The organism is Ensifer canadensis, from assembly GCF_017488845.2.
GTDB lineage: Bacteria > Pseudomonadota > Alphaproteobacteria > Rhizobiales > Rhizobiaceae > Ensifer > Ensifer canadensis.
This window is the reverse complement of sequence record NZ_CP083370.1, coordinates 433,141-459,806: the sequence shown is the minus strand read 5'-3', so window position 1 is coordinate 459,806 and position 26,666 is coordinate 433,141. Positions and strand designations below refer to the sequence as shown.

General features: G+C 61.8%; 21 protein-coding genes and 1 pseudogene. 7 read left to right on the top strand and 15 right to left on the bottom strand.

The window, feature by feature from the left end:
* Position 1: 1 nt before the first annotated feature.
* From J3R84_RS02210 to J3R84_RS02195, 4 genes are all read right to left on the bottom strand, one after another.
* Entirely contained in the window at positions 2-622 is a 621-nt protein-coding gene (locus J3R84_RS02210) for a hypothetical protein (RefSeq protein ID WP_025426061.1), read from the bottom strand.
* A gap of 128 nt (positions 623-750) precedes the next feature.
* Positions 751-3,660: an isoleucine--tRNA ligase gene (ileS, locus tag J3R84_RS02205; RefSeq protein ID WP_025426060.1), complete on the bottom strand. Its 2,910-nt coding sequence runs from the start codon at positions 3,658-3,660 to the stop codon at positions 751-753.
* Between the two features lie 345 nt (positions 3,661-4,005).
* On the bottom strand, positions 4,006-4,989 hold the full coding sequence (locus J3R84_RS02200; protein ID WP_025426059.1) for a bifunctional riboflavin kinase/FAD synthetase: 984 nt from the start codon (positions 4,987-4,989) through the stop codon (positions 4,006-4,008).
* A 13-nt stretch (positions 4,990-5,002) separates the two neighbouring features.
* On the bottom strand, positions 5,003-5,851 hold the full coding sequence (locus J3R84_RS02195) for a TIGR01459 family HAD-type hydrolase (RefSeq protein ID WP_025426058.1): 849 nt from the start codon (positions 5,849-5,851) through the stop codon (positions 5,003-5,005).
* A 468-nt stretch (positions 5,852-6,319) separates the two neighbouring features.
* On the opposite strand from J3R84_RS02195, the gene groES reads away from it, so the two are divergent.
* The 3 genes from groES to J3R84_RS02180 all read left to right on the top strand — a co-directional run bounded on the left by groES (position 6,320) and on the right by J3R84_RS02180 (position 9,519).
* Positions 6,320-6,616: a co-chaperone GroES gene (gene groES / locus J3R84_RS02190; protein WP_004675403.1), complete on the top strand. Its 297-nt coding sequence runs from the start codon at positions 6,320-6,322 to the stop codon at positions 6,614-6,616.
* A gap of 62 nt (positions 6,617-6,678) precedes the next feature.
* The gene (gene groL / locus J3R84_RS02185; RefSeq protein WP_203527653.1) at positions 6,679-8,307 is read left to right on the top strand and encodes a chaperonin GroEL; all 1,629 of its coding nucleotides are present in this window, start codon (positions 6,679-6,681) and stop codon (positions 8,305-8,307) included.
* Between the two features lie 765 nt (positions 8,308-9,072).
* Positions 9,073-9,519, top strand: coding sequence for a hypothetical protein (locus tag J3R84_RS02180; RefSeq protein ID WP_025426056.1), 447 nt, complete (start codon positions 9,073-9,075; stop codon positions 9,517-9,519).
* A 165-nt stretch (positions 9,520-9,684) separates the two neighbouring features.
* On the opposite strand, the gene J3R84_RS02175 is transcribed toward J3R84_RS02180, so the two are convergent.
* The 6 genes and pseudogenes from J3R84_RS02175 to hisS all read right to left on the bottom strand — a co-directional run bounded on the left by J3R84_RS02175 (position 9,685) and on the right by hisS (position 18,395).
* Positions 9,685-12,483, bottom strand: coding sequence for a bifunctional diguanylate cyclase/phosphodiesterase (locus J3R84_RS02175; protein WP_025426055.1), 2,799 nt, complete (start codon positions 12,481-12,483; stop codon positions 9,685-9,687).
* Positions 12,484-12,908: 425 nt separating this feature from the next.
* Positions 12,909-14,147: an NAD(P)/FAD-dependent oxidoreductase gene (locus tag J3R84_RS02170; protein ID WP_038575919.1), complete on the bottom strand. Its 1,239-nt coding sequence runs from the start codon at positions 14,145-14,147 to the stop codon at positions 12,909-12,911.
* Between the two features lie 77 nt (positions 14,148-14,224).
* Positions 14,225-14,933 (bottom strand): annotated as a pseudogene (locus tag J3R84_RS02165) (glutathione binding-like protein).
* A gap of 107 nt (positions 14,934-15,040) precedes the next feature.
* Positions 15,041-15,736, bottom strand: a complete 696-nt coding sequence (gene hisG, locus J3R84_RS02160; RefSeq protein ID WP_025426053.1) for an ATP phosphoribosyltransferase — start codon at positions 15,734-15,736, stop codon at positions 15,041-15,043.
* Entirely contained in the window at positions 15,733-16,875 is a 1,143-nt protein-coding gene (locus tag J3R84_RS02155) for an ATP phosphoribosyltransferase regulatory subunit (protein ID WP_025426052.1), read from the bottom strand. Before J3R84_RS02155 ends, hisG begins: the two co-directional genes overlap by 4 nt.
* Before the next feature lie 5 nt (positions 16,876-16,880).
* Positions 16,881-18,395 (bottom strand): histidine--tRNA ligase, encoded by a 1,515-nt coding sequence (gene hisS, locus J3R84_RS02150; RefSeq protein WP_025426051.1) that lies wholly within the window; start codon positions 18,393-18,395, stop codon positions 16,881-16,883.
* Between the two features lie 173 nt (positions 18,396-18,568).
* On the opposite strand from hisS, the gene J3R84_RS02145 reads away from it, so the two are divergent.
* Both J3R84_RS02145 and copM read left to right on the top strand, forming a co-directional pair.
* Complete coding sequence (locus tag J3R84_RS02145; protein ID WP_025426050.1) at positions 18,569-18,937, top strand: hypothetical protein; 369 nt, start codon at positions 18,569-18,571, stop codon at positions 18,935-18,937.
* A 150-nt stretch (positions 18,938-19,087) separates the two neighbouring features.
* Positions 19,088-19,471: a CopM family metallochaperone gene (copM, locus tag J3R84_RS02140; RefSeq protein WP_025426049.1), complete on the top strand. Its 384-nt coding sequence runs from the start codon at positions 19,088-19,090 to the stop codon at positions 19,469-19,471.
* A gap of 24 nt (positions 19,472-19,495) precedes the next feature.
* Here copM and J3R84_RS02135 read toward each other — a convergent pair whose 3' ends face one another.
* On the bottom strand, positions 19,496-20,131 hold the full coding sequence (locus J3R84_RS02135; protein ID WP_025426048.1) for a DNA-3-methyladenine glycosylase I: 636 nt from the start codon (positions 20,129-20,131) through the stop codon (positions 19,496-19,498).
* Between the two features lie 251 nt (positions 20,132-20,382).
* On the opposite strand from J3R84_RS02135, the gene J3R84_RS02130 reads away from it, so the two are divergent.
* Together J3R84_RS02130 and J3R84_RS02125 are read left to right on the top strand one after the other, a co-directional pair.
* Positions 20,383-21,153: a L,D-transpeptidase gene (locus tag J3R84_RS02130; RefSeq protein WP_025426047.1), complete on the top strand. Its 771-nt coding sequence runs from the start codon at positions 20,383-20,385 to the stop codon at positions 21,151-21,153.
* A 191-nt stretch (positions 21,154-21,344) separates the two neighbouring features.
* Positions 21,345-22,040, top strand: coding sequence for a L,D-transpeptidase (locus J3R84_RS02125; RefSeq protein WP_025426046.1), 696 nt, complete (start codon positions 21,345-21,347; stop codon positions 22,038-22,040).
* A 63-nt stretch (positions 22,041-22,103) separates the two neighbouring features.
* On the opposite strand, the gene glcF is transcribed toward J3R84_RS02125, so the two are convergent.
* From glcF to J3R84_RS02105, 4 genes are all read right to left on the bottom strand, one after another.
* Complete coding sequence (gene glcF, locus J3R84_RS02120) at positions 22,104-23,399, bottom strand: glycolate oxidase subunit GlcF (RefSeq protein ID WP_025426045.1); 1,296 nt, start codon at positions 23,397-23,399, stop codon at positions 22,104-22,106.
* Positions 23,400-23,527: 128 nt separating this feature from the next.
* The gene (locus J3R84_RS02115) at positions 23,528-23,908 is read right to left on the bottom strand and encodes a DUF4870 family protein (RefSeq protein WP_025426044.1); all 381 of its coding nucleotides are present in this window, start codon (positions 23,906-23,908) and stop codon (positions 23,528-23,530) included.
* 33 nt (positions 23,909-23,941) lie between these two features.
* Complete coding sequence (gene glcE, locus J3R84_RS02110; RefSeq protein WP_057211572.1) at positions 23,942-25,153, bottom strand: glycolate oxidase subunit GlcE; 1,212 nt, start codon at positions 25,151-25,153, stop codon at positions 23,942-23,944.
* On the bottom strand, positions 25,150-26,589 hold the full coding sequence (locus tag J3R84_RS02105) for an FAD-linked oxidase C-terminal domain-containing protein (RefSeq protein ID WP_025426042.1): 1,440 nt from the start codon (positions 26,587-26,589) through the stop codon (positions 25,150-25,152). The genes glcE and J3R84_RS02105 overlap by 4 nt, the downstream gene beginning before the upstream one ends.
* Positions 26,590-26,666 lie beyond the last annotated feature (77 nt).

Below are 26,666 nucleotides of genomic sequence, written 5' to 3'. Positions count from 1 at the left end.
TTTAAAAGGGCCAGTACCACTTGCTGCCGGAATTCTTGATCTGCGCTTCCTTCTTGCGGCGGCGCTCCTTGAGCTTTTCCGGCTCACCAAGGTCGGCTTCCGAAGCTTCCGGAAGGCGGCGGTATTCGAGCGGCGGATCGCTCAGGAAGCGGCGCTTGTCGGCGTAGGCACCCATCTCGATCTTGCGCGCGTCGCGATAGGCTTGCTGCTGCTCCTTGGCCGAAAGGCGGCGGCCATTGGCGCTGGCCTTTGCGAGTGGCGAGACGTAGTTTGGGTTGTCCTTGTTGGCGTCGGCTTCTTCGCGCAGACGGTTGCGCGCCTCTTCCGGAGATTCGACCCACTCCGGATTGGCTTCGCGACTGGCGAGCGACTTCTGCGGCTCCACGAGGGCGGTCTGCTGGCCGGTAGGCGGCAGCACCAGGCCGGGGCGCGGCTGGTACTTGACCGGATCACGCTTCGTCGGGGTAAAGCTCACAGCGCTTCCGAGATCGTCGATCAACTGCTCGCCAGCCGATTTGTCGGTGCCGTAGGTCGGACCGCCGATGCAGCCGGAAAGTACCAGGCCGCTCGTCATAATGGCGGCAACGCTAGCAAACAGTCGCAACTCTCGCGTCATTTCCATGAAATTCCTTCTAGCCGGCCACCGTCACGTGCGCGGCCACTCAGCGCCATGGCGGATAAATCCGCCAAATTTCGGGCAGGTTTTACCGGATGAATGCGGTAAGCGCAATTCATCCGGTAAATGATCCCTTAAGCCTTGAAGCCAAGTTCCCGCAGGGCGGCGGCATCGCGGGCAGACACCTCAGGGTAGAGTGCATCCGAACCGACATCGGTCGTGATCCGCCAGGAGCGGGCGCACTTGCGGCCAACGGCGGCCTCCGGAACGACGCCAACCTTGGCGACCTCAGGCAGACGGAAGGCGTCGGCAGGGCCCTCGCCCGCCTCGACGGTGATCGCCGACGTGATGCAGATCTCGGCGAAGTCTTCGCCTTCGAGCGCCTTCAACAGCTCCGGATCGGCGATGTAGACGACGGGAGCCGCCTCCAGCGACGAGCCGATACGCTTCTCGCGACGCTCGATTTCAAGCGCCCCGGTCACGACCGTGCGCACCGCGCGGATCTTTTCCCACTTCGCCTCGAGGGCGTCGTTCTTCCATTCCGCCGGGATCGCCGGGAACTGCTCGAGATGGACCGAGACAGCGTCAGGCTTGCGCGACAGCCATGCTTCTTCGCAGGTGAAGGGCAGCATCGGCGCGAGCCACAGCACCAGGCAATCGAACAGCTTGCGGATCACCGCAAGCGCCGACCGGCGACGAAGGCTCGACGGTGCGTCGCAATAGAGCGCATCCTTGCGCACGTCGAAATAGAACGCGGAGAGTTCGACGTTCGAGAAATCGATCAGAGCGCGGGCGATCCTCTTGAAGTCGAACGCGTCATAACCTTCACGAACGACCTGGTCGAGTTCGGCCAGGCGATGCAGCATCAGTTTTTCCAGCTCGGGCAGCTCGGCGTGGGCGACTTCCTCGCCCTTGTCGTGCGCCAGCGTGCCCAGCATCCAGCGGATGGTATTGCGCAGCTTGCGATAGGCGTCGATGTTGGTCTGGATGATCGTCTTGCCGAGGCGCTGATCTTCCCAATAGTCCGTCGTCATCACCCAGAGGCGCAGGATGTCGGCGCCGGCATCCTTCATCACTTCCTGCGGCGTGACGGTGTTGCCCTTCGACTTCGACATCTTCTCGCCCTTCTCATCCATGGTGAAACCATGAGTGACAACGGCGTTGTAGGGCGCACGGCCGCGCGTTGCGCAGGATTCGAGCAGCGACGAATGGAACCAGCCGCGGTGCTGGTCGGAGCCTTCGAGATAGACGTCAGCCGGCCACTTCAGATCCGGACGATCTTCGAGCGTGAAGGTATGCGTCGAGCCTGAATCGAACCAGACGTCGAGAATGTCCATGACCTGGTGCCACTTCTCGTGGTCGTGGTCATTACCGAGGAAGCGATCCTTGGCACCTTCGGCGAACCAGGCATCGGCGCCTTCCTGCTCGAAGGCTTCGAGAATGCGGGCGTTGACGGCCTCATCGACAAGGATCTCGCCCTGCTCGTCGGCAAAGATCGCGATCGGAACGCCCCAGGCACGCTGGCGCGAGAGCACCCAGTCCGGACGTCCCTCGATCATCGCACGCAGGCGGTTCTGGCCGGCGCCGGGGACGAAGCGGGTATCGTCGATGGCCGACAGGGCGCGCGAGCGCAGCGTCGTGCCGTCGCCGAAGCCCTTGTCCATGTAGACGAACCACTGCGGCGTGTTGCGGAAGATCACCGGCTTCTTGGAACGCCAGGAATGCGGATAGGAATGCTTCAGACGGCCGCGGGCAAACAGCGCGTGACGGGCGATCAGCGCCTTGATGACGCGATCATTGGCATCGCCCTTCTTGCCCTTGTCGTCGAGCACGCGGCCGGCGCCACCTTCGGCGTCCGGGCCGAAGCCATGGGCGTCGGCGGTGAAATAACCGGCGTCGTCGACGGTGAACGGAATTGCCGAGGAGATGCCGCGGGCTTCAAGCGCGCGGGCATTGTCCATCCAGGCGTCAAAGTCCTCGCGGCCGTGGCTCGGCGCCGTGTGCACGAAGCCGGTGCCGGCGTCGTCGGTGACATGGTCGCCATCGAGCAACGGCACCTTGAACGCGTAACCGCCACCCAGCCCATGCAGCGGATGGGCGCAGGTGACGGCGGCCAGTTCAGCGCCCTCGATGTCGCGGACGAAATTGAAGGTGAGCTTCGCCTTGGCGGCGGACTCGTCTGCCAGACGTTTGGCGAAGATCAGCTTTTCGCCGGGCTGCGGACCGAAATCGTTCTCTGCAGTCGCAACCTCGTAGAGACCATAGGCGTAACGCGAGGAGAAGGCGATGGCGCGGTTGCCGGGGATCGTCCAGGGTGTGGTCGTCCAGATCACGACGAAGGTGCCTGCAAGATCTGCCGAGCCTTCGGTGACCGGGAACTTCACCCAGATCATGTCGCTTTCGACGTCGGCATATTCGACTTCGGCTTCGGCCAGCGCCGTGCGCTCGACGACCGACCACATCACCGGCTTGGAGCCGCGATAGAGCTGCCCCATCTTGGCGATTTTCATCAGTTCGCCGGCGATGCGGGCTTCGGCGTGGAAGTTCATCGTCGTATAGGGGTTGTCGAAGTCGCCCTCAATGCCGAGGCGCTTGAACTCTTCCGCCTGGATCTGGATCCAGCCCGCAGCGAAGTCGCGGCATTCCTTGCGGAACTCGTTAACCGGGACCTCGTCCTTGTTCTGGCCCTTCTCGCGATACTTCTCCTCGATCTTCCATTCGATCGGCAGGCCGTGGCAATCCCAGCCCGGCACGTAGTTGGCGTCGAAGCCGCGCATCTGGAACGAGCGGTTGATGACGTCCTTGAGGATCTTGTTCAGCGCATGGCCGATATGGATGTTGCCGTTGGCGTAGGGAGGGCCGTCATGCAGCACGAATTTCTCGCGACCGGCGGCCGAGGCACGCAGCTTCTTGTAGAGACCCATCTTCTGCCAGCGGGAAACCGTTTCGGGCTCCTTCTGCGGCAGGCCGGCACGCATCGGAAACTCCGTCTGCGGCAGATAGAGGGTGGAGGAATAGTCGATCTTCTCAGCGGTATCTGTCATGGTCTTTGCAATCGTCTTTTCCGCGCGGATCATCGCGCATGCGAAAGGGTTCGGTATCCGGCGCATAACCCTGAAATCGGGATCGATTTTCGGAAAAGGATCATGCGCAGCTTCAAAGTGTTCGAGCTACCTTAGCGTGTCCAAGAGACGCGCGGCGCTCCAGAGATGACTGAGGCGTTGGAAACGCCGAAATCCCGGACCTTCCGGCGGCCTAGTGCGCGCGGAAAGCCGGGCCAATAATTCGCTGATCGATGGTCAGTCGACGGTGCCGGGTCATGGTGGCCGGTTGTTTAAGGCGTTTTCGGCCTTTTGAAAAGGTCCGCCGCTTCGGCGCGACGGATTTCTTTAGGCGAAGTTGATCCGGCGATCGATATCGCTCAAGGGCGTGACGCCGGAGAGCAACGCCCTCGCCTCGTCTTCGTCCTTTCGGATCTGCGCCACCAGCGGGTCGAGCCCGTCGAACTTCAGCTCGTCGCGCAGGTGGCCGAAGAACGAAACCGAACAGACCTCGCCGTAGAGATCGCCGGAAAAATCGAAGACGAAGGTTTCAAGCAACGCCTCGCCGTCGCTGTCGACGGTCGGACGCCGGCCAAAGCTGGCAACGCCATCATAGAGCGAGCCGTCAGCCCGGCGGAAGCGCACGGCATAGATGCCGGTTCTAAGTTCGACCTCGGGCGGTAGACGCATGTTGGCCGTGGGATAGCCGAGGGTCCGCCCGAGTTTTTTGCCGTCGATTACTTCGGCCTCGACCGTGTAGCGATAGCCGAGCAAGCCGGCCGCGTGAGAAACGTCGCCCTGGCCGAGCAGCGAGCGAATGAAGCTCGAGGAGATCACCGAGGCATTCTCATCGCGGAAGGCGTCGACCAGGGTGACGCCGAAGCCGTTTTCGCCGCCCGCCGCCATCAGAAAGGCGGGACCGCCTTCGCGCCCCTTGCCGAAATGGAAATCGAACCCGGTGACCACATGCGAGGCATGCAGCCACTCCAGGAGCACCCGATGGATGAAATCGGACGCGGAAAGTTCGGAGAAGGTGCGATCGAACGGGTATTCGATGACGGCGCCAAACCCCATGCCTTCGAGGATACGGGCTTTCAGCGGTGCGGGCGTCAGCCGGAAGACCGGCGTGTCTGGCCGAAAGACCGTGCGCGGATGCGGCTCGAAGGTCAACACCAGTGCGGGAACGCCGCGTGCCGCGGCTTCTTCCAGCGCTCGCTCCAGCACGGATTGGTGGCCGCGGTGAACACCGTCGAAATTGCCGATGGCGACAACGCCGCCACGCAGACGCTCGGGCAGCGGGTCGCGGGTTTCGTTGCGATGAAAAACCGTCATCTCGATCTTCCCGTCAGGCGAGCCTGGGCATCCACCACTTCGGCGAAGCACCTTCCTTCCTCAGGAAGGCAGTAAGCTTCGCCTCGTCGGTGCGGCTTTCGTTCATGTATTCTTGCGCGTGAATACCGGCACTGATGTAAAGCAGATCGAAGCCGGCATCCTGGGCGCCCTTGACATCGGTCGGCATACCGTCGCCGACGGCGATGACACGCGACAGATCGAGTGGACCGCGAACGGCCTTGGCTTCCGTCAGCGCGGCACGGTAGATGGAGATATAGGGCTTTCCGGCGATCCGGGCTTCGCCGCCGAGCTCCTCGTAAAGCTTGGCGATGGCGCCGGCACAGGGGATCAGCCGGTGGCCGCGCTCGACCACCAGGTCCGGATTGGCGCAGATGAACGGGATCTTGCGCTTGGCAAGTCCGGTCAGCGTCGCGCGATAGTGCTCCGGCGTTTCGGTTTCATCGTCGTAGAAGCCGGCGCAGACGACGGTCTCTGCATCTTCCGACGAGACGATCTCGGTGCCGAGCCCTTCGAGCAACGGCAGATCGCGTTCGGCGCCGATGAAGAAAATCTTCTTGTCGGCTGCGGCGATCAAGGTGCGGGTCACATCGCCCGACGTGACGATGCGATCATAGGCTTCATCGGGAACGCCCAGCCCGCGGATCTGTACCTTGACGCTGGGGCTTGGCCGGGGAGAATTGGTGATGAGGACAACCGTAAGCCCTGCTGCACGCGCTTCCGCCAGGGCCTCGCAGGCCGACGCAAACGCCTGAACGCCGTTGTGGAGAACACCCCAGACGTCACAGAGCACGACGTCATAGCGCCCTGCGATTTCCCGAAAACTGTTGATCCTTGCGGCCATGCGGGCTTCCTGCAAACTCGGTTTCCGGCTTGCATGGCAAGGAAGGGCCGAGAATACAAGCCTCGCGCCTAGAAAATCGCCGCCATTCCCAAGGATTCGGCGCCCGCCCCTCCCTCATGCCGAGGAGACGGTCCACGGGACATCAGCGTCAGGGCCTGCCGACCCCGAGGCTCATGATAACAACCGGATCGGGCAGCGAGACCAGGCAAATCCTCGATATCGGATCTGCCCAAATTCCGACCGCTTCATGCAATAGGCAGGCAAACGTTCCGGCCCGGCCGCCGTTCGTTGCCTGTCATCAGCCGCCGATAATCATGTCGCCTGAAATTTTTTGAACGGCCAATCCTTGACTCGTCCCGGACCCAGCCTTATCTCGGCCTCGCTAGCACTCGACAAAAGAGAGTGCTAACACCCATCCATCGGGTCGTTGAGCGATCCGTAGTGTCATTTGATCGAGGGATTAGACTAATGGCAAGCACCAATTTCCGCCCGCTGCACGACCGCGTTGTCGTCCGCCGCGTCGAGTCTGAGGAAAAGACCAAGGGCGGCATCATCATTCCGGACACCGCTAAGGAAAAGCCGCAGGAAGGCGAAATCGTCGCTGTTGGCTCGGGCGCCCGTGACGAAAGCGGCAAGGTTGTTGCTCTCGACGTCAAGGCTGGCGACCGCGTTCTGTTCGGCAAGTGGTCGGGCACCGAAGTCAAGATCAACGGCGAAGACCTTCTCATCATGAAGGAAGCCGACATCATGGGCATCATCGGCTGATCTGCCGTCGTCCACACCTTTTCATGACAACCAATGGGCAATGAGCCCGGGAGTTTTCTCAAATGGCTGCAAAAGAAATCAAATTCGGCCGCACCGCGCGCGAAAAGATGCTGCGTGGCGTCGATATCCTCGCTGACGCCGTAAAGGTCACGCTCGGCCCGAAGGGCCGTAACGTCATCATCGACAAGTCCTTCGGCGCTCCGCGCATCACCAAGGACGGCGTATCAGTTGCCAAGGAAATCGAACTTGAAGACAAGTTCGAAAACATGGGCGCCCAGATGGTCCGCGAAGTTGCTTCGAAGACCAACGACATCGCCGGCGACGGCACCACGACTGCAACCGTTCTGGCCCAGGCGATCGTTCGCGAAGGCGCCAAGGCTGTTGCTGCCGGCATGAACCCGATGGACCTGAAGCGCGGCATCGACCTCGCTGTCACCGAAGTCGTCAAGGATCTCCAGGCCAAGGCCAAGAAGATCAACACTTCGGAAGAAGTCGCACAGGTCGGCACGATCTCGGCAAACGGCGAGCGTCAGATCGGCCTCGACATCGCAGAAGCGATGCAGAAGGTCGGCAACGAAGGCGTCATCACGGTTGAAGAAGCCAAGACCGCCGAAACCGAACTCGAAGTCGTCGAAGGCATGCAGTTCGACCGTGGCTACCTCAGCCCCTACTTCGTCACCAACCCGGAAAAGATGGTCGCTGACCTCGACGACGTCTTCGTTCTCCTCCACGAGAAGAAGCTCTCGAACCTCCAGGCCATGCTCCCGGTTCTCGAAGCTGTCGTTCAGACCGGCAAGCCGCTCCTCATCATCGCTGAAGACGTCGAAGGCGAAGCTCTTGCTACGCTCGTCGTCAACAAGCTGCGTGGCGGCCTGAAGATCGCTGCCGTCAAGGCTCCGGGCTTCGGCGATCGCCGCAAGGCCATGCTCGAAGACATCGCCATCCTGACCGGTGGTACCGTGATCTCCGAAGACCTCGGCATCAAGCTCGAAAACGTCACGCTCGACATGCTCGGCCGTGCGAAGAAGGTTTCGATCTCCAAGGAAAACACCACGATCGTCGACGGTGCTGGCCAGAAGAGCGACATCGAAGGCCGCGTTTCGCAGATCAAGGCTCAGATCGAAGAAACCACTTCTGACTACGACCGCGAAAAGCTGCAGGAACGTCTTGCCAAGCTCGCTGGCGGCGTTGCCGTAATCCGCGTTGGCGGCTCGACGGAAGTTGAAGTGAAGGAAAAGAAGGACCGCATCGACGACGCTCTCAACGCGACGCGCGCTGCTGTTCAGGAAGGCATCGTACCGGGCGGCGGCGTTGCCCTGCTGCGTTCTTCCGTCAAGATCACCGTCAAGGGTGTGAACGACGACCAGGAAGCCGGCATCAACATCGTTCGTCGCGCTCTGCAGGCTCCGGCCCGCCAGATCGCTGAGAACGCTGGTGACGAAGCTTCGATCGTTGTCGGCAAGATCCTCGACAAGGACCAGGACAACTTCGGCTACAACGCCCAGACCGGCGAATATGGCGACATGATTGCCATGGGCATCATCGACCCGGTCAAGGTTGTTCGCACCGCCCTTCAGGACGCGGCTTCGGTTGCTGGCCTTCTCGTTACGACGGAAGCCATGATCGCCGAACTGCCGAAGAAGGACTCGCCGGCGATGCCGGGCGGCATGGGCGGCATGGACATGATGTGATAGGGCGCCAGCCCAATCGCAGCATTGTCCATAGAGCTTCGCCCATGCACCAAGAGCAGTTCAGCGCGTCAAGCGCGCTGAACGGGCGGCATGGACATGATGTGATAGGGCGCCAGCCCAATCGCAGCATTGTCCATAAAGCTTTGCCCATGCACTAAGAGCGGTTCAGCGCGTCAAGCGCGCTGAACGGGCAGCATGGACATGATGTGATAGGGCGCCAGCCTTATCGCGGACCTGTTCAAGCAGATCCACGATGATCCATTCGGATCGGAAAGGGCGACCCTCGGGTCGCCCTTTCTCGTTTTTGCGATAATCCTGCGGTTGCATCTAACGTGCACGTCAAAGCTGTCCGCAGGAAAAATTACCCGGTAGCTGCGGCGGCACTAAAAAAGCGTTGAAGTCGAGAAAAAACGAACTATAACACCGCCCCAAGTGGACAGAGATTCACGAGAGACTGGATGGTGGGCCTAAAGCGAGCGAAAAATCGCTCAAACTTTTCATATTAACTGTGTGTCCAAGCTCTCTTTGAGAACATCACGCAAAGCATATAAGTATTTCATCGCAAATTAAGCCGGCCTTTCCTGCGAAATCATTTCGCTTGGCGAGCTACGTCACAGTTTCGTGACCTTTCCGTACAGAAAGACGCAAACGACTATCGTGCGTGTTCTTCCTGCTATGGGTCGATGGCTGGCGAGGGTTGTATATTGGGGATGGGCCTGCCTGGTGGGAAGACGACATTCGCCAGGGGTCGTGCTGGGGTAGACCGTGTTTAAGATCACGAGAACAAATTCAGTTCCCCTCGGTGTTCCGGGACAGATGCATTCCGGTCTCCCGCATCAGGAATTCCTGGAACAGTTCTGCGTTTCCGAAGGTTGGTCGGGCGACCTGTCGACGGGCCTGTTCCGGCTTGGCGAGAAGGCGTCCGCGATCCACGGTCTCAACGAGAGCGAATGCGGGCTGCTCAATTTCGTGCGCTGCTACGACCTCGCCGACCGCAACCACGTGCTCGAGCTTTTTGAGCAGGCGGCAACCACGTGTTCGTCCTTCTGCTTCTCGACGACGATCAGCCTCGAATCCGGCCACAAGCAGCCGGTGTTCTGCATCGGCGAATCCTCGGGCCTCGAAGAACGCTATTCCGGTACGATCCACGGCATCTTCTTCTTCCCGCGCTTCCTTGTCGAAGGTGCGGGAAAGATGCTTCTGCGCCAGTAGGTGCATTCCCGCCTACAGAGCGCTTCCGCGCTTAAACAGAGTCCCAAAAGCGTTCCAGCTCGTTGTCTTTACGCGTTTCCTGGTGGAAAATCGCATCGCACTTTTCCTGGAAATAGCCTCAATGATGTTTGCCGGGCCGCCGTGTCGTGCAGGCGGCGGCGACCGTCAGGCGGCCGCCACTTTCACCTTGCCCATGGCGAGACTTGAGATCGGTGCTGGTCTGCCGAGCAGGTAACCCTGCGCTTCGTCACAGCCTTCCGCCTGCAGGATATCGAGCTGCGTCTGCGTCTCGACGCCTTCGGCGAGAACAGGAACCGAGAGGCTCTGCCCGAGTGCGAGGATGGCGCGCACGATCGCCTTTGCCTGCGGACTTGCTTCCACCTCCCACATGAAGCTCTTGTCGAGCTTGATCTTGTCGAACGGGAAGGACCGCAGCGTCTCGAGCGACGAATAGCCGGTGCCGAAGTCGTCGATCGCGATGGTGACCCCAAGCTCCTTGATCTGGCGAAGGGTCAGGAGCGCGCGCTCCTTGTCGTCGATGATCGTCGATTCCGTGATTTCGAGTTCCAGCCGCTTCGGGTCGAGCCCGGTCTCGGAAATCACGTCCTCGACCAGGCTGACGATGTCACCATTGGCAAGCTGCACCGGCGAAAGATTGACGGCGATCTTGTGGGTGCTCTGCCAGCCCGCGGCTTCGCGGCAGGCCTCGCGCAGAACCCATTCGCCGATCGGCAGGATCGCGCCGCATTCTTCCGCCAGCGGAATGAACTCGTTCGGAGGCACCATACCGCGCTCGGGATGGTGCCAGCGCAGAAGCACCTCATAACCGATGACGTCACCTGACATCACCGACTTCTGGACCTGGTAGTGCAACGCCAACTGATTCTTCTCGATCGCATCCCACAGATCGTTGGCAAGGCTGCGGCGCTGGCGTGCAGCCTCATCCATCGACACTTCGTAGAAGCAGACGCTCTGGTTCAGCGCGGCCTTGGCGCGGTACATCGCAAGGTCGGCATTGTTGATCAGCGTGTCGGCCGTCTCGGCGTCCTGCGGATAGATCGCGACACCCATGCTGCCACCGGACTTCAACTCGAAGTCGCCGAAGCGCATTTCTTCATGCAGGCTTTTCTCGATGCGGCGGAGGAAGTCGTTGAGTTCGGACAATTCCTCGAAGCGCTTGACGGCCGCGAACTCGTCGCCGCCGAAGCGGGCCACGAACTCGCCCTCCTGCAACAGCGACTTCATCCGCTGGGCAATCGTCACCAACACGAAATCGCCGGCAGCATGGCCATGCAGGTCGTTGACTTCCTTGAACTTATTGAGGTCGAGACCGATCACCGCGACCTTGCGCGAGAACCAGGCGGCCGCATCGAGTTCCTCCTCTAGATAGCTGCTGAACTGCAGCCGGTTCGGGAGGCCCGTCAGGCTGTCATGGCGAGCGAGGAACGAAATCTGCTCCTCGCTGTCCAGGCGCTCGGTGATGTCCTCGTAGGTGCTGACCCAGCCGCCATCCGCGAGGGTGCGGTGCTTGGTCAGGATCGAGCGACCGTTCGGCAGCTTTTCGACGATGTCGCCACCGCCCTTGCCGACCATGTCGACGCGGTGCCTCTGATAGAGTTCTTCCGATTTCGCCCGGGCGATGACCGGATCGGAATAGGTTCGGGCAAAAACCTCGTCGAGGATCTGGCGGAACGTCAGGCCCTTTCCGGCCAGCGTCTCCGAGAAGCCGAAGATCTCGCGGCAGCGCCGGTTGGATAGCAGCAGGCGGTCGCCGCTGTCGAAGAGGCAGATGCCCTGCGACATGTTCTCAAGCGCAATGTCGAGATTCTTGCTCACTTCGGCGATGCGGTCGGCGTCGACCTTTTCCTTGGTGATGTCCTTGACGATCTTGATGAAGCCCGCATGCGTGCCATCCTCATGCAGGAACGGGTCGATCACGACATGCGCCCAGAAGCGCGTGCCATCCCTGCGATAGCGCCAGCCTACACACTCGAACTTGCCGTTGGCATAGGCTTCGTCGAGCGCCTGTTGCGGTACGCCTGCCCGCTGATCCTCGGGAGAATAGAAGCATCCGAAACTCTTGCCGACGATTTCGTCGGCAGTATAGCCCTTGTTGGCTTCGGCTCCGGCATTCCAGCTCGCGACGCGGCCTTTTGCGTCGAGCATGTAGATGGCGTAGTCCTTGACGCTTTTCACGAAGCGGGCGAATTCGCGCTCGGAGGCGGCGGCGGAAAGCTCGGCATGGTGCGCAAAGCCTGCGGCAAGCAAGACCATGGTTAGCAGGAAGAAAGCGGTTCCGGCGATGACGAAAGCAAGAAAATGCGGCTGTATCATCCCCTCGGGCGACGGCAGCAGCAAATCGGCTTCGATCGTCACCGCACCCATCGCCGTGAAGTGCAAGGCGACGATACCGAGCGTCATGAACAGCGTCGCCAGAATTTTGGCTTTCAACGGCCGATCGATGTGTGTGATGGCCCGCAAGGCGCCGATATCGAACAGGGAGCCGGCAAAGACGGAGGCGACGACGAGCGTCCAGTCCCAGCGGATGGTACCTGGAACATCGAGCGCCGCCATGCCGAGGAAGTGCATGCAGGCGACGCCGAAACCGAGGACGATGCCGCCGGCGATCCAGGCGACAGGTCCCTGCGCATAGGTCGCAATCAGCAGTGCCATCGTCGTCAGAACGACCGCGACGGCAAGCGACAGGGCCGTCAGATCGATCTGATAGCCGAGCACGACGCCTGGGTCGTAGGCAAGCATGGCGATGAAGTGGGTCGCCCAGATGCCGAAGCCACTGGCGATGCCGGCAGCCACGGCCCATATCGCCCGCGCCTTGCCTGCGGATGCGCGTCCTCGCTGAAGCAAGGTCACGGCACCGTAGCTCGACAGGAAGCAGATGAGGGCGGCGAGCACGACCAGCTTTGGGTCATGCTCGACCACGAGGCATGTAAGAACCTTGAACATCGCCAAACGCCTAAATGAAATTTCTGGTCCGGAAATGGAACGCCCACTTCCGGTTCATCGCTTCTGTTGGCGTCGTGCCGTTTAAGGAATTGTGAAAAGTCAGGTCGCAACGTCCGTTTCGAAACAGGACGTTGCTTTCGTCCTTAACGAAGGCTGAAATGCCAACGCCTTGTAGTTAAAGATTTCGAAGCGGCCCAATGACGCTGTGACGGTCACACCGCTAAAGCGCATCGGGGTCTCTACTGCATGTTTCCTTAAATCGTCTTCGATATAAGGATAAAAACATGCAGCAATTCAAAGTGCTACAGCGACCTTTGCGCGTCTAATAAGACGCGCGGCGCTGTAGAATTCGCTTGGTGCGCTTCAAGCCCCTGTTTTCGCCTGTCGATGTCGCAAATCCGCTACGCACTTTTGCGCGACAGGCTCTAAGCCTGGGCCAGAAGCGCCTTCAGATCCGATTGCGGATCGGCAATGACGGCCCTGTCCGGATGAATACCCGTCTCCAGCAGCTTCTTGCCGGTGACATAGGCCTTGGCGTCGTTGATCGCGTCGACGGCCAGAAGCTTGCCCTCGCGGAAATACCAGACCGAAACGCTGCCCTCGCGCTGGCCGGGGCGAACGATGGTTTCGTCGTGGCCGAGGCCAAAGCCGGCGATCTGCAACTTCACATCGTACTGGTCCGACCAGAACCAGGGCTTGGGCGCATAAGGCTCGACACCGCCGGCAATGACGGCGGCAACAGCCTCGGCCTGATCCACGGCGTTCTGAACCGATTCGAGGCGGATGCGCATGTTGCCCCAGGGCTGAACGGCGCAATCGCCCATCGCGAAAATCGCCGGGTCGGAGGTGCGGCCGTGGCTGTCGACGACGATGCCGCCGGCGGTTTCAAGACCGGCGTCGTGCGCCAGGTGGTCGTTGGCGGTCACGCCGATACCGACGATGACGAGGTCGACCGGAAGCACCGACCCGTCGGAAAGCTCGACGCCGGTAACGCGGCCATTCTCGCCAACCAGCCGGTTGAGCCCTGTTCCCTCGCGAATATCGACACCGCGCGATCGATGGATTTCTCGAACGATGCCTGACGTCGCCGCGGAGGCGACGCGTTGCAGGATGCGGTCGGCCATCTCGATGACCGTCACCTCAAGCCCGAGCGTTCGTGCAACGGCCGCGGCCTCAAGGCCGATATAGCCGCCGCCGACGACGAGCGCCCGCCTGCCCGGCTTCATCTCTTCAGCCAGCAGATCGGCATCCCTGAAGTCGCGGACGGTGAAAACGCCGTCGAGATCGCCGCCGACCGAGGCTGGCAACCGACGGGGGGTGGCGCCGGTTGCAAACGCGAGCGTCTCATAGTCGAGCGACGTGCCGTCGCTCAGCATCACGCGGCTGGCATCTCGGTCGAGATCCGTCACCGTGGTCGACAGCCTGATGTCGACATCATGCTCGCCGTACCAGGCTTCCGCCCGATAAAGCAGTCGATCAAGGCTCATCTCGCGAAGCAGGTATTTCTTGGAAAGTGGCGGACGCTGATAGGGCAGGCTTGCCTCGGACGCGACGATGGTGATCGGTCTTTCGTCCTTCAACGCCCGCAGTTTGGCGACCAACGCAAAGGCGGCCTGACCGCCACCGATAACAACAAGCTTTCCGGACACGCTCTCACCCGTCATTTATTCGTTTGTACAACAAGGCGTAGCCTTTCCGCCCGAGCCTCGTCAACTCGAACGACGGCCACGCCGGCCGATCGTCAGCCCTTGGCCGGGATCTCCATGCCCTTTTGCGCTGCCGGACGCGCCAGTCCTCGGTCGACCCAGGCCATCACATTCGGGAAGCTCTTGTAGTCGAGCACATCGGCGCCGCCATAGAATTTGCGCGCACCTTCGACCCAGGGATAGGTGGCGATGTCGGCGATCGTATACTCATCGCCCATCAGCCATTACCGCCCCTGGAGCCGCCCCTCCAGCACGCCCAGCAGCCGTTTCGATTCGTCGCGGTAGCGCTCCACCGGATAGATGTTGTTGGCGACCTTGTCGGCAGCGAATTTGAAGAAGTGACCGAACTGGCCGAGCATCGGGCCGACGCCGCCCATCTGGAACATCACCCAGCAGATCGCTTCATAACGCGCGGCCGCATCCGAAGGCAGAAGTTTCCCTGTCTTTTCCGCGAGATAGAGAAGGATCGCCCCAGACTCGAACAACCCGATCGCCTTGCCGCCAGGGCCGTGCGGATCGATGATCGCCGGAATGCGGCCATTGGGGTTGAGCGACAGGAATTCCGCCGATTTCTGGTCGTTGGTGTCGAACGAGATCCGGTGCGCCTCGTAGGGCAATCCCAGTTCTTCGAGCACAATGGAGATCTTCACGCCGTTCGGCGTCGGCAAGGAATAGAGCTGGGACGATGTCCGGGTTCTTCGCAGGCCAGCGCTTGGTGATCGGAAAGGCGGAAAGGTCGGCCATGGAATGCTCCTCGAAACGAATGGCGCGAACGGCACCCGCCGCTTGCGCCGCGCAGATACCAACCTGCGCTGCGCCCGGCAGAGCGCCTGAGCGGCGGTTCTTAAGTTTCAAAGCGCGTCGCGCACCGCCGAGAGAATGCGACCGACGATCGGGTCGCCGTCATGCGCCGGCTTGCGTGCACGCACCAGGCAGGCCTCCGACCGCAGTATGACGCCGTCGGCAAGGGTCTTCAGGTGGTTGGCATGCAGGGTCGAACCGGTCGAGGTGATGTCGACGATGATGTCGGCAGAGCCGGAGGCCGGCGCACCCTCGGTCGCTCCGAGGCTTTCGACGATGTGGTAGAGCTGGATGCCGTGGCTGCCGGAAAAGTGGTTCTGCGTCAGCCGCCAGTATTTGGTGGCAATCGCCAGCCGCCGCCCGTGGCGGGCGCGGAAGTCGGCGGCGACGTCGCCGAGGTCGGCCATGGTGTCGACGTCGTACCAGATCTCCGGAACGGCGACGACGACATCGGCATGGCCGAAGCCGAGGCGGGCGCAGAACTCGACGCGAGCGTCGGCATTGGCAAGCCCCTCGCGCACAAGGTCTTCTCCGGTGACGCCGAAATCGATCGAGCCGTTGCCGAGCTCGCGCGAAATCTCCGAGGCCGACAGGAAGGCGATCTCGACATCGTCCCAGCCTTCGACACGGCCGCGATAGGAGCGGTCATTGCCGACGGCGACGATCTTCATGCCGGCGCGCTCGAAGATCGCCGAGGCGTCGTCCTTCATCCGCCCCTTGGACGGCAATGCGATGGTGATGGTCATGCGGCACCTCCGCTGGCGGCGATCGCCGCTTCGATCCGGTCGAGCCAGAGCGAGAAGCCGACGGCGGGAATATGTTCGCGCGCGCCAAGCAGGGTTAGGAGCCGGTCGAAGCGCCCGCCACCGGCAAGCACCGCCGGTGTCCCCTCGACTTCGACTTCGAAGACGAGGCCGGTATAATAGTCGAGCGGGCGGCCGAAGGCGGCACGATAGCGAATGACATCGACATCGGCGCCGATGCCGGCAAGCGCCGCCACGCGCGCGTCAAAACGCGCCAGCGCTCCATCGAGCGTCAATCCGGTCTTCTCGGCAAAGCGGAAGAGTGCGGCAGGCGCTTCGGCAAGCGGCATGTCGAGCGCCAGGAATTCACGCACGAGATCCAGCGTTTCCGGATCGAGCCGGGTATTCGCCAGTTCCATCTTTTCCTTCAGGCGGCGGGCGATGTCCTGCGGCGAGCGGCTGGCATTGGTGGAGTAGCCCGTCGCCTCCATGGTTTCGCCGATATGGGCGACAAGCCGCACCTCGTCATCGAGCATGCCGGCGATCGCCAGCCGCTCGACCTCGGGGCCAAAGACGCCGGCAGCCTTTGGATCGGCAAGCTCGGCAAGCAGCTTCTGCAGGTGCTTCTGGTCGCCGAAGGCATGGATCAGCCGCTTCTGCCAGCCGCCCGGCAGGCCACAGGCACCGACGACCGCTTCGAAGACCGACTGGTCGCCGAGCGTGACCGCCAGGCGCCGGCCAGGAAGACGATTGGCAACCACCCGCATGGCATTGCCGACCGCACGCGCGTCGGAGGCGGCGATATCGGTATCACCGAGATCTTCGATGCCGGCCTGATAGAATTCGTTGCCGCCTTCGCGGCGCTGACGAAACACTTCGCCGAGATAGGCATAACGCTTGGGCGTGCCGGTTGCCGTTTCGATGTGGCGAAGGCAGACGGGGATGGTGAATTCCGGCCGCAGACAGAGGCTCTCTCCGGTCTCACTCTCGGTCATGAAGATGCGGCGGCGAAGATCCTCGCCAGCCATGGCGAGAAACGGCTCCGCCGGTTGGATCACCGGTGTGTCGACCCGAAGCGTGCCGAGACTTTCGAACTCGGCAAGCAGATCTGCGGAGAAGGCGGGAAGGTTGATCAGAGGCATCGCCGTCAGCCTGCCCTTGCCCGGTCCTCGGCCTGTGCCGCGAGCATTTCACGCACCTTTTCGACAAGGTCGCCTGCGGGCACGGAGACCTGCGCCACCCGCGCCTCGCGCCATGCCGCATTGTCCTCGATTTCGCCCGACAAGCGCTTGCCCTCGATCAGATCCTTGATCTGCACCAGACCGGCGGCGCGCTCGTCGCCGCCCTGAATGATCGCGAGCGGCGCACCGCGACGGTCGGCGTATTTCAGCTGGTCGCCGAAGTTCTTCTTGTTGCCCTGGTACATCTCGGCGCGAATGCCGGCATGGCGGAGCTGCTGCACGAAGCGCTGGTAGTGGCCCATGCTGTCGATGTCACGGTCCATAACGCAGACGACGACCGGTGCCACGACGTCCGACGTGCCGAGCTTGCCAAGGTTCTTGAGCGCGGTCATCAGGCGCGAAACACCGATCGAGAAACCGGTGGCCGGCACCGGCTGGCCCATGAAGCGCGAGACGAGACCATCGTAACGTCCGCCGCCGCCGACCGAACCGAAGACGACCTTTTCGCCCTTCTCATTGGTGACGGCAAACTGCAACTCGGCCTCGAAAACCGGGCCGGTGTAATATTCGAGACCGCGAACGACCGAAGGGTCGATCTTGATGCGATCGGCCTCGTAGCCCGCGCTCACGACCAGGCTGCGGATGGTGTTGAGTTCCTCGACGCCCTCGCCGCCCTTGGCTGTGCCGGCAACGAGCGCTGCGAGTTCGGCGGCACTTTCGGCGTAGTCCTGGATGCCAACGAAGAACAGGACCTTGTCGATCTGCTCGCCGTTCAGACCGGCGCCCTTGGTGAAGTCGCCGCTCTCGTCCTTGCGGCCTTCGCCGAGCAGCAGGCGCACGCCTTCGGGACCGAACTTGTCGAGCTTGTCGATGGCGCGCAGCACCGTCAGGCGGGCATTCGCCTTGTCGTCGCCGCCGAGGCCAATCGCCTCCATGACGCCATCAAGAACCTTGCGGTTGTTGACCCGGATCACGTAGTCGCCGCGCTTGATGCCGAGCGCTTCCATCGTGTCGGCCATCATCATGCACATTTCGGCATCCGCCTGGACGCCGGCGGCACCGACCGTATCGGCATCGAACTGCATGAACTGGCGGAAGCGACCCGGGCCCGGCTTTTCGTTGCGGAAAACGTAGCCGGCGCGATAGGTGCGGAAGGGAAGCTGGATCTCGTTGAAGTTCTCGGCGACGTGACGGGCAAGCGGCGCCGTCAGGTCGTAGCGCAGCGACATCCACTGGTCGTCGTCATCCGTCAGCGAAAACACGCCCTCGTTCGGGCGGTCGCTGTCGGGCAGGAATTTTCCAAGCGCATCGGTGTATTCGAACAGCGGCGTTTCGACCGGATCGAAACCATAACGCTCATAGACTTCGCGGATCTTGACGATCATGTCGTCGGTGGCGCGAATATCGGCGGCCGAACGGTCGACAAAGCCACGCGGAAGGCGTGCCTTGAGCTTCTGCGGTTTCTTTTGTTTCTCGGTCATGGGGAGCATTCCGGACTGTCAGCGGGTTTCGAGCTTTCCCTATCGGATAGAGGCATGGGCGGCAAGGGTTAGCACGGCGCAAAGCGGCTCCAGGCGTGCGCGAAGGCAACGATCGGACCGGCAGCGTGCCGATCACGTCTTCTCTTTGCCACGGGCCATCCTAAGTAAAGGGCATGCGTTTTGCCGCCGTCATACTCCTGTTCGTTGCAGCCCTGTTCTCAGGCGCGCCTTCGGCGATGCTGCAGGCCCAGGACCTGGCGGCCGGTGCCGCACAAACCGCCGCCCATGACTCGTCGCAAAAGCAAGCCGTTCACGCTGGCCATGCGATCTCCTGCGAAGATATCCGGGCATGCAAGGACCACTCGAAAAAACAGGCGCATCCTTCGTCCTGTTCGGCCTGCATCGCGATCGAGCCAATTGCCTTGATGTTCGATCCGGCGACCACGACATCGTCGCGTCTGGCGGCAGCGACATATCCCGCATTGCACGCGATCACGATCGGGCCGCGCTCGCCACCACCCAAGTCGTTCCTGCTTGTGTGACCGTCATCGTGGCTCACCTTCGGGTGTATCGGCTGCGCTGACGAAACGAAATTCCATATGACCGGCCGCAACAACCGGCCGACATTTCGGCGATTGCACGGCGCTGCCTCAGTCGCGCGAGATGATAATGAGATGAAGAAGGAAACCATCATGTCTTTGAAAACGATCATAGCAGCCTCAGTCCTGATCGCGTCACTTTATGCTCCCGCTATGGCCCAGGACCACGGCAGCAGCATGCATCACGGATCGGCTGAGGCGGCGGCGCCGGCCGGCGACACCTCCGCCTCCAGCAAGGCTTTCGCCGAGGTCAACGCCCGCATGCACAAGGGCATGGACATCGCCTTTACCGGCAACGCCGATGTCGACTTCGTGCGGGGCATGATCGCCCATCATCAGGGCGCGATCGGCATGGCCAGGGTCGAACTCGAATACGGCAAGGACGAACAACTGCGCAAACTGGCGGAAGACATCATCAAGGCCCAGGAGGGCGAGATCCAGATGATGAAGGATTGGCTTGCCAAGAACGGTGGCTGAAGCCGTTCCTGGAAAGATGCAAATTCAGGGTTGCGGGCGCGTCAGCGCCCGCCGCATGTCCTCGACCGTCGCGCGGCAATGGCAGCCTTCGATGTGGTCGTTGACAAGCCCCATGGCCTGCATGAAGGCATAGATCGTCGTCGGGCCGACGAAGGTCCAGCCGCGCTTTTTCAGATCCTTGGAGATCAGCGTCGAGGTCGGAGTCGTCGGATTGGCGGCGATCGCTTCATAGCTGACAAATGCCGGCCGCTCGTCCGGGCCGGGTTCGTGCGACCAGAAATAGGCAGCAAGCGAACCAAACTCGGCTTTAAGCTCCTGGGCGCGCTTGGCGTTGTTGATGGTCGAGACGATTTTGCCGCGATGGCGCACGATGCCGGTATTGCCAAGGCAGCGCTCGATGTCAGCATCGCCGAAGGCGGCAACCGCATCGACGTCGAAGCCGGCGAAGGCGGCGCGAAAGGCCTCGCGCTTGCGCAGGATCGTCAGCCAGGAGAGGCCGGATTGAAACCCCTCCAGACAGATCTTCTCGAAGAGGCGCCGGTCATCGGTAACCGGCCGCCCCCATTCCTCGTCGTGATACCGTCTGTAGTCATCGAGATTGCTCTGCCAGGCGCAACGCCCAAGGCCGTCTTCGCCAATCATTATGCCCTTGGTCGTCATTACCAGCCCCGTTTCATCGTGCTCTTCCGCATTTACCATTCACAAACCAGATTCCTAAAGCGACGGATAACCTTACCCAAAGCTTTATCGGCGCTTCCTCCCTTTCGCGGGCTGCCGTTTACCATTCCGTGGCGCCGCGATGACACGATCGCCCCATTGCCAAGGCGCATGCCGTCCGTCCTGGAGACCCGTTCTCCGGCTGGCCGCGCCCCATTTTGATACGTTTCGGCGAAAGGTAGCGAGTCCGTCCGATGTTGAAAAAATCCCTTGTTGTAGCCGCATCCATCCTCACCCTCGTCGCCGGCCAGGCGCAGGCCCAGGACCGGTACCAGAACCGGCCGCCGGTGATCGTCAGCCCAGACCTGACCGCCCCGTGGGTGATGCAGCTCGGCGGCCAGCCGCAACAGGCGCGCCGGGTCATCTACCGCCAGCAGATACCGACCACCACCCGAAAACAGTATTATCAGGGCCTGACCGTGAAGCCGCAGGCAAAACGCCGCGTCGGCGCCCCGCTGGTACAACCGGTCAACGCCACCCGCGCCCAGCGTCCCGTCAAGTCTAAGTTCGACCCGCAGTATCTGCCGCAGACAGTTGCCTACGACGGCAAGGAAAAGGCAGGCACGATCGTCATCGATACCAACAATCGTTTCCTCTACCTTGTCGCCGGTAATGGTCAGGCACGGCGCTACGGTGTCGGCGTCGGCAAGCCGGGGTTCGAATGGGCCGGCGCTCATAAGGTCACCCGCAAGGCGGAATGGCCGAGCTGGACGCCGCCGACGGAAATGATCTCGCGCGAAGCCGCCAAGGGGCACTACCTGCCGGCCCGCATGGACGGCGGCCCGGAAAATCCGCTTGGCGCACGCGCCATGTATCTCGGCTCGACGCTTTACCGCATCCACGGCACCAATGCGCCCTGGACGATCGGTTACGCGGTCTCCTCAGGCTGCATCCGCATGCGCAACGAGGACGTCGTCGATCTCTATGAACGGGTGAATGTCGGCACCAAGGTTATCGTCATATAATTGGCGCCGGACATAGAATATTTCCCTCTCCCCATACGTTTTGCTGTTGCCTGGTCGTGATCTTCAGGCAACAGACGGGCTTAAAGATACAAAATCCGTGACCATGTTCGGTCTATCGGATGTATCCCGGGCTTGAACTTCGGGCCAATTTGCATAGCCTTGATGTAACGAGGGCTTAGAGGGAATCGTATATGAAACGTCATGCCAGCAAATTGGTCGCGATCGCCATCGCGACCAGCGCTATTCTTGCCGCCGCCAATGCCCAGGCTTTCACGCCCGCGCCGACATCCGGAACCACTCCCAAGAGCAGTGATATCGTCCTTGTCGCGACGCAGAAAAAGCCGCCGAAGCAATTCTGGCGCACCAAGGTTCGCTTCAGCACCGACGAAGCCCCCGGCACGATCATTGTCGATACCAACAACAAGTTTCTCTACTACATCGACGGTCCGAACCGCGCGACCCGATACGGTATCGGCGTCGGTCGTGAAGGCTTCGGCTGGTCAGGCGTGGTGAAGGTGGGCCGCAAGGCTGAATGGCCGACCTGGACGCCGCCGGAAGAAATGCGCCGCCGCGAAGCCGCCAAGGGCCGCATCCTGCCGATCACGCAGGAAGGCGGCATCGACAACCCGCTCGGCGCGCGTGCCATGTATCTCTATAAGGGCGGCCGCGACACGATCTTCCGCATCCACGGCACCAACCAGCCGTGGACGATCGGCCAGAATATGTCTTCGGGCTGCATCCGCATGATGAATAACGACATCGAGCACCTCTACGACCGGGCCGACGTCGGCACCAAGGTGATCGTCATCGGACCCGGCAGCAAGACCGGCGATACCTACTTCAACGATCGCGGCGTCGATATCTTCCGCCAGATCTTTGGCGGCTGATACGCTCGCCAGAAATAGCCCAGAAAAACCAATGCCGGCGCCATCGCGCCGGCATTTTTCGTTTCACAATCCAGCCGGTTTCGCGCCGCCATAGGCCCAGTCGAGCAGTTCGACCGTGTGGACGATCGGGATCGCCGTGCCGGTCGCGATCTGGGTGATGCAGCCGATATTGCCGGTGGCGATCACGTCGGGCTTCGTCGCCGCGAGGTTCTTGACCTTGCGGTCCTTGAGCTTCTGCGAGATCTCCGGCTGCAGGATGTTGTAGGTGCCGGCCGAGCCGCAACAGAGATGGCCTTCTGCGGGATCGCGCACGACGAACCCCGCCTGTTTTAACAGTTGCTTCGGCGCCATGGTGATCTTCTGGCCGTGCTGCATGGAGCAGGCGGAATGATAGGTCACGGTCATGCCGCGCGGATCCTGCACTGGAAGATCCAGAGTCGACAGGTATTCGGTGATGTCCTTCGCCATGGCCGAGACCCTTGCTGCCTTTTCCGCATAGGCGGGGTCGAGGCGCAGCATGTGGCCATAATCCTTGATCGTCGTGCCGCAGCCGGATGCGGTGATGATGATCGCATCGAGACTACCTTCGTCTGCCACGCTCAGCCAGGCATCGACATTGCGCCGGGCCGCGTCGAGCGCCTGGCCCTCCCGCCCCATGTGATGCACCAGCGCGCCGCAACAGCCCTCGCCTGCCGAGACGACCACCTCTATGCCGAGACGGGTAAGGAGGCGGATGGTTGCCTCGTTGATCTCCGGCTTCAGTACCGGTTGCGCGCAACCGTTCAGCAGCGCAACGCGGCCGACGCGCTTGCCGCTGGCGGCATGGGTGCCCGTGATCGCGGTCGCCGAGGGCTCCGGCACCGCCTTCGGCGCCAGATCGAGCATCACTCCGAAGGTCTTGAGCGCCGCCACCTTTTTCAGAACCCTGGCAAAGGGCCTTCCGAAAGCGGCCGCCTTCAAGGCAAGGCGAAAACGCGAGGGATAGGGCAGGACTTGCGCCAGCACGGCGCGGGCCAGCCTATCCTTCAATGGCCGCTTGTAGGTCTTCTCTATATGAACACGGGCATGATCAACGAGATGCATGTAGTCGACGCCTGACGGACACGTGGTGGTGCAGGCGAGACAGGACAGACAGCGGTCGATATGCGTCACGGTTTCGGTGTCGGCCGGCCGACTGTTCTCCAGCATATCCTTGATGAGATAGATGCGGCCACGCGGGCTATCGAGCTCGTCGCCAAGCGTCACATAGGTGGGACAGGTGGCGGTGCAAAAACCGCAATGCACGCATTTGCGCAGGATGGCCTCGGATTCGGCCACATGCGGATCGGCAAGCTGCGCGGGCGTAAAGTTCGTTTGCAAGCGGCTACTCCAGTATCGGGGCTCTGCCCCTCACGCGCGTTGCGATCTCTGATCGCTTACCGCATTTCAAGCTCTTGTTTTCCCATGTCGCTGTCGCAAAACCGCTACACACTTTTGCGCCACACGGTTTAGATCATCCAGCTTTCCGGATTGCTGATCGGCTCCTCGCGAGCGGCGCGTTGCAGGCCGACGACACAGCGCACGACGATCCAGACCGCGGTGGCGATAAACCCTAAAAACCCGATCAGCAACACCATCAGCAGCGCCGAGATGAGACCGAACAACAGCGCAATCCAGAAGGTGCGGATCGCCCAAGTATAGTGTGTCTGGACCCAGGGCGCACCCTTGCCGCGGTTGAGATAAGCAAGCACGACGCCGATGACAGACGTGATCCCCACGGCGAAAGCGACGAGATAGAGCACATAAATGACCTGGACGTTGACCTTCCCGGGCTCCAGCCAGCGATCGGTCTCTCTGGGAGGCGGAGCCTGCGGACCATTGTCACTCATCGATACCTCCCTCTCTCGTCATTTCCCCGTGCCTCAGGAGACGGCCTGCATCCGGCCCGGATTGAAGATCCGCTGTGGATCGAACTTTTCCCGGACGCGCTCGCTCAACAGCGCCACCGGCGCGGGTTGCGGCTCGAACGATGGAATGGTCGCGCGAAAGCCGTCAGCTGCGCGAACGAGGCTCGCATGGCCGCCGCCAAGCGCCTTGATATAGCGGCGCACCAGCGCCGCCTCCGGATCGGCCTCCATGCGCAGCCACACAAGTCCGCCCTGCCAGTCATAAAAGGCATCGACACCCGTTTGCAGGCGCAACGCGGCAACCAGTTGGTGGCCGGCCGAAGGCGCAACCGAGACACGCCAGAGCGGGCGATCCGTGCCATCTGCATAGGGCTTCACATCGCGGATCTCCAACCAGAGCGCCGCCGTCTGCTCCGCATCGAGCCGCGATACCGGACCGAACTTTTCGAGCGCCTTCGACAGTTTTTCCGCGCGGATCGAGACCGAGGCCTGCAAGCCTTCCAGCCGAAGAACGGTTGCTGCGCCATCGGGCAGGCCGCCGGCGATGAACCGGCCGCGGACGCTCTCGGCCAGATGCGCCGCACCTGATACCTCGACCGTTTGCGCCATGGCTTCTGCCATCACGGCCGCCGCCTCGGCATCGTTCAAGCCCGAGACCACGACGGTTTCGCAGGCTGGCGGCTTCGGCAGCACGCGGAATGTCACCTCGGTCAGAATTCCAAGCGTTCCGTGCGAGCCCGCCAAAAGTTTTACCAGATCGAGGCCGGTGACGTTCTTCATCACCCGGCCGCCAGCCTTGATCGCGTCGCCCCTGCCATTGACGAAACGGACGCCGAGCAGGCTGTCGCGAGCGGCACCGGCGATGAGGCGCCTCGGCCCCGAGACATTGGCCGCGAAAACCCCGCCGATCGTCGGTTCGCCGGTCGTTGCAAAGATCGGGCGGTGGTCCATCGGTTCGAATGACAGCATCTGCCGGTTTTCGGCAAGGGCCGCCTCGACCTCGGCAAGCGGCGTCCCGGCGAGCGCGCTGACGGTCATTTCCGCCGGGTTGTAGCTGACAATACCTGAGAGACGGCGGGTGGACAGCACCCGGTCGGCGCGCACGGGGTTGCCGAGGCCGGAGCGCGTGCCGCCGCCGATGACGGTAAGCGACGCCCTTTCCGCGGCCATCGCCCGAACCACGGTTGCGATCCCCTCTTCGCTCGCAGGCTCGAAATGCACGATCATGCGGCGGGGCGTCCTTCGAGCGGAAAGACCTTGGACGGGTTCAGGATCCATTGTGGATCGAAGGCGGCGCGCGCCGCCATCTGCTGGTCCAGATCGGTCTGGGTGAACTGATGCAGCATGAGATCGCGTTTCTCGATACCGACGCCATGTTCGCCGGTCAGGCATCCGCCGGCATCGACGCAAAGCTTCAGGATGTCGTTGCCGGCGCTTTCGGCGCGTGCCGCATCATCGGGGTCGTTGATGTTGTAGAGGATCAGCGGATGCATGTTGCCGTCGCCGGCGTGAAAGACATTGGCGACGCGCAGACCGTAGGAAGCGACGATCTCGCCGGTGCGGCGCAGAACGTGGGAAAGCTGGCTGAGCGGCACGGTGCCGTCCATGCAGATATAGTCGGCGATGCGTCCGGTTGCGCCGAACGCCGATTTGCGGCCCTTCCAGATCAGCGCCGCCTCGAGCGCCGATTGGCTTTCCTTGATTGTGGTAACGCCGTGGCGCCGGGCAACGTCGATGATGCTTGCGAGCATCGCGTCCATCTCGGCCTCCGAGCCCTCCACCTCGACGATCAGTAGCGCCTCCACATCCAGCGGATAGCCGGCATGGGCAAAGGCTTCGCAGATCTCGATTGCCGGCTTGTCCATGAATTCCATGGCGACGGGGATGATGCCGGAACCGATGACGTCGGCGACGCAGGCGCCGGCGGCTTCAGAGGAGGCAAAGCCGAACAGCACCGGGCGGGCGCCCTCGGGCTTGGCGATCAGCCGCACGGTTGCCTCGGTAACGATGCCGAGCTGCCCCTCCGAGCCGCAGACAAGGCCGAGCAGATCGTAGCCGGCCGCATCGAACGCCTTGCCGCCGAGATCAATGATCGTGCCGTCGAACAGCACCATCTTCACGCCCAGCAGATTGTTGGTGGTGACGCCGTATTTCAGGCAATGGGCGCCGCCGGAATTCATGCCGATATTGCCGCCGATGGTGCAGGCAAGCTGCGAACTCGGATCCGGCGCGTAGAAGAAGCCATCGGCGGAAACGGCTTCGGAAATATTGAGATTGGTCACACCGGCCTGGACCGTCGCGGTGCGGTTGAAGAAGTCGATATCGAGGATGCGCGACATCTTCGAGAGGCCGATTACCACAGCGTCTTCCTGGGGGATGGCGCCGCCGGACAAAGAGGTGCCGGCGCCACGCGGCACGACGGGAATGCCGTAGCGGCTGCAATATTTAAGCACCGCTGCCACCTGTTCGGTCGTCTCGGGCAGGGCGACGGCAAGCGGCATGCGGCGATAGGCGATGAAGGCATCGGTCTCGAACGGCTTTAAGCCGCGCTCGTCGCTGATGAGGCAGCCTGATGGCAGCAGGTCTGCCAGGTCAGCAGCGATCTCGCGGCGCCGGGCGATGACGGCCGGCCTTGGCTGCAGAAAGCCGATCGTTTCCGCCATCAAATCCTCCGCCCATATGTCAATTGGTTCATTTTCTTTACCACTAGGATAGCCCCCTCGCAAATGCTATCGAGCTT

What these genes read in the sequence shown, in the direction of transcription:
- J3R84_RS02145 (WP_025426050.1), top strand. Translation starts at nt 18,569, where the DNA reads ATGCGTTTTGCCGCCGTCATACTCCTGTTCGTTGCAGCCCTGTTCTCA.
- J3R84_RS02200 (WP_025426059.1), bottom strand. Translation starts at nt 4,989, where the DNA reads ATGACGGTTTTTCATCGCAACGAAACCCGCGACCCGCTGCCCGAGCGT.
- J3R84_RS02195 (WP_025426058.1), bottom strand. Translation starts at nt 5,851, where the DNA reads ATGGCCGCAAGGATCAACAGTTTTCGGGAAATCGCAGGGCGCTATGAC.
- groES (WP_004675403.1), top strand. Translation starts at nt 6,320, where the DNA reads ATGGCAAGCACCAATTTCCGCCCGCTGCACGACCGCGTTGTCGTCCGC.
- J3R84_RS02115 (WP_025426044.1), bottom strand. Translation starts at nt 23,908, where the DNA reads ATGAGTGACAATGGTCCGCAGGCTCCGCCTCCCAGAGAGACCGATCGC.
- hisG (WP_025426053.1), bottom strand. Translation starts at nt 15,736, where the DNA reads ATGACCATCACCATCGCATTGCCGTCCAAGGGGCGGATGAAGGACGAC.
- ileS (WP_025426060.1), bottom strand. Translation starts at nt 3,660, where the DNA reads ATGACAGATACCGCTGAGAAGATCGACTATTCCTCCACCCTCTATCTG.
- J3R84_RS02135 (WP_025426048.1), bottom strand. Translation starts at nt 20,131, where the DNA reads ATGACGACCAAGGGCATAATGATTGGCGAAGACGGCCTTGGGCGTTGC.
- J3R84_RS02130 (WP_025426047.1), top strand. Translation starts at nt 20,383, where the DNA reads ATGTTGAAAAAATCCCTTGTTGTAGCCGCATCCATCCTCACCCTCGTC.
- copM (WP_025426049.1), top strand. Translation starts at nt 19,088, where the DNA reads ATGTCTTTGAAAACGATCATAGCAGCCTCAGTCCTGATCGCGTCACTT.
- J3R84_RS02125 (WP_025426046.1), top strand. Translation starts at nt 21,345, where the DNA reads ATGAAACGTCATGCCAGCAAATTGGTCGCGATCGCCATCGCGACCAGC.
- J3R84_RS02155 (WP_025426052.1), bottom strand. Translation starts at nt 16,875, where the DNA reads ATGCCTCTGATCAACCTTCCCGCCTTCTCCGCAGATCTGCTTGCCGAG.
- J3R84_RS02170 (WP_038575919.1), bottom strand. Translation starts at nt 14,147, where the DNA reads ATGACGGGTGAGAGCGTGTCCGGAAAGCTTGTTGTTATCGGTGGCGGT.
- glcE (WP_057211572.1), bottom strand. Translation starts at nt 25,153, where the DNA reads ATGATCGTGCATTTCGAGCCTGCGAGCGAAGAGGGGATCGCAACCGTG.
- J3R84_RS02105 (WP_025426042.1), bottom strand. Translation starts at nt 26,589, where the DNA reads ATGGCGGAAACGATCGGCTTTCTGCAGCCAAGGCCGGCCGTCATCGCC.
- groL (WP_203527653.1), top strand. Translation starts at nt 6,679, where the DNA reads ATGGCTGCAAAAGAAATCAAATTCGGCCGCACCGCGCGCGAAAAGATG.
- J3R84_RS02175 (WP_025426055.1), bottom strand. Translation starts at nt 12,483, where the DNA reads ATGTTCAAGGTTCTTACATGCCTCGTGGTCGAGCATGACCCAAAGCTG.
- hisS (WP_025426051.1), bottom strand. Translation starts at nt 18,395, where the DNA reads ATGACCGAGAAACAAAAGAAACCGCAGAAGCTCAAGGCACGCCTTCCG.
- J3R84_RS02210 (WP_025426061.1), bottom strand. Translation starts at nt 622, where the DNA reads ATGGAAATGACGCGAGAGTTGCGACTGTTTGCTAGCGTTGCCGCCATT.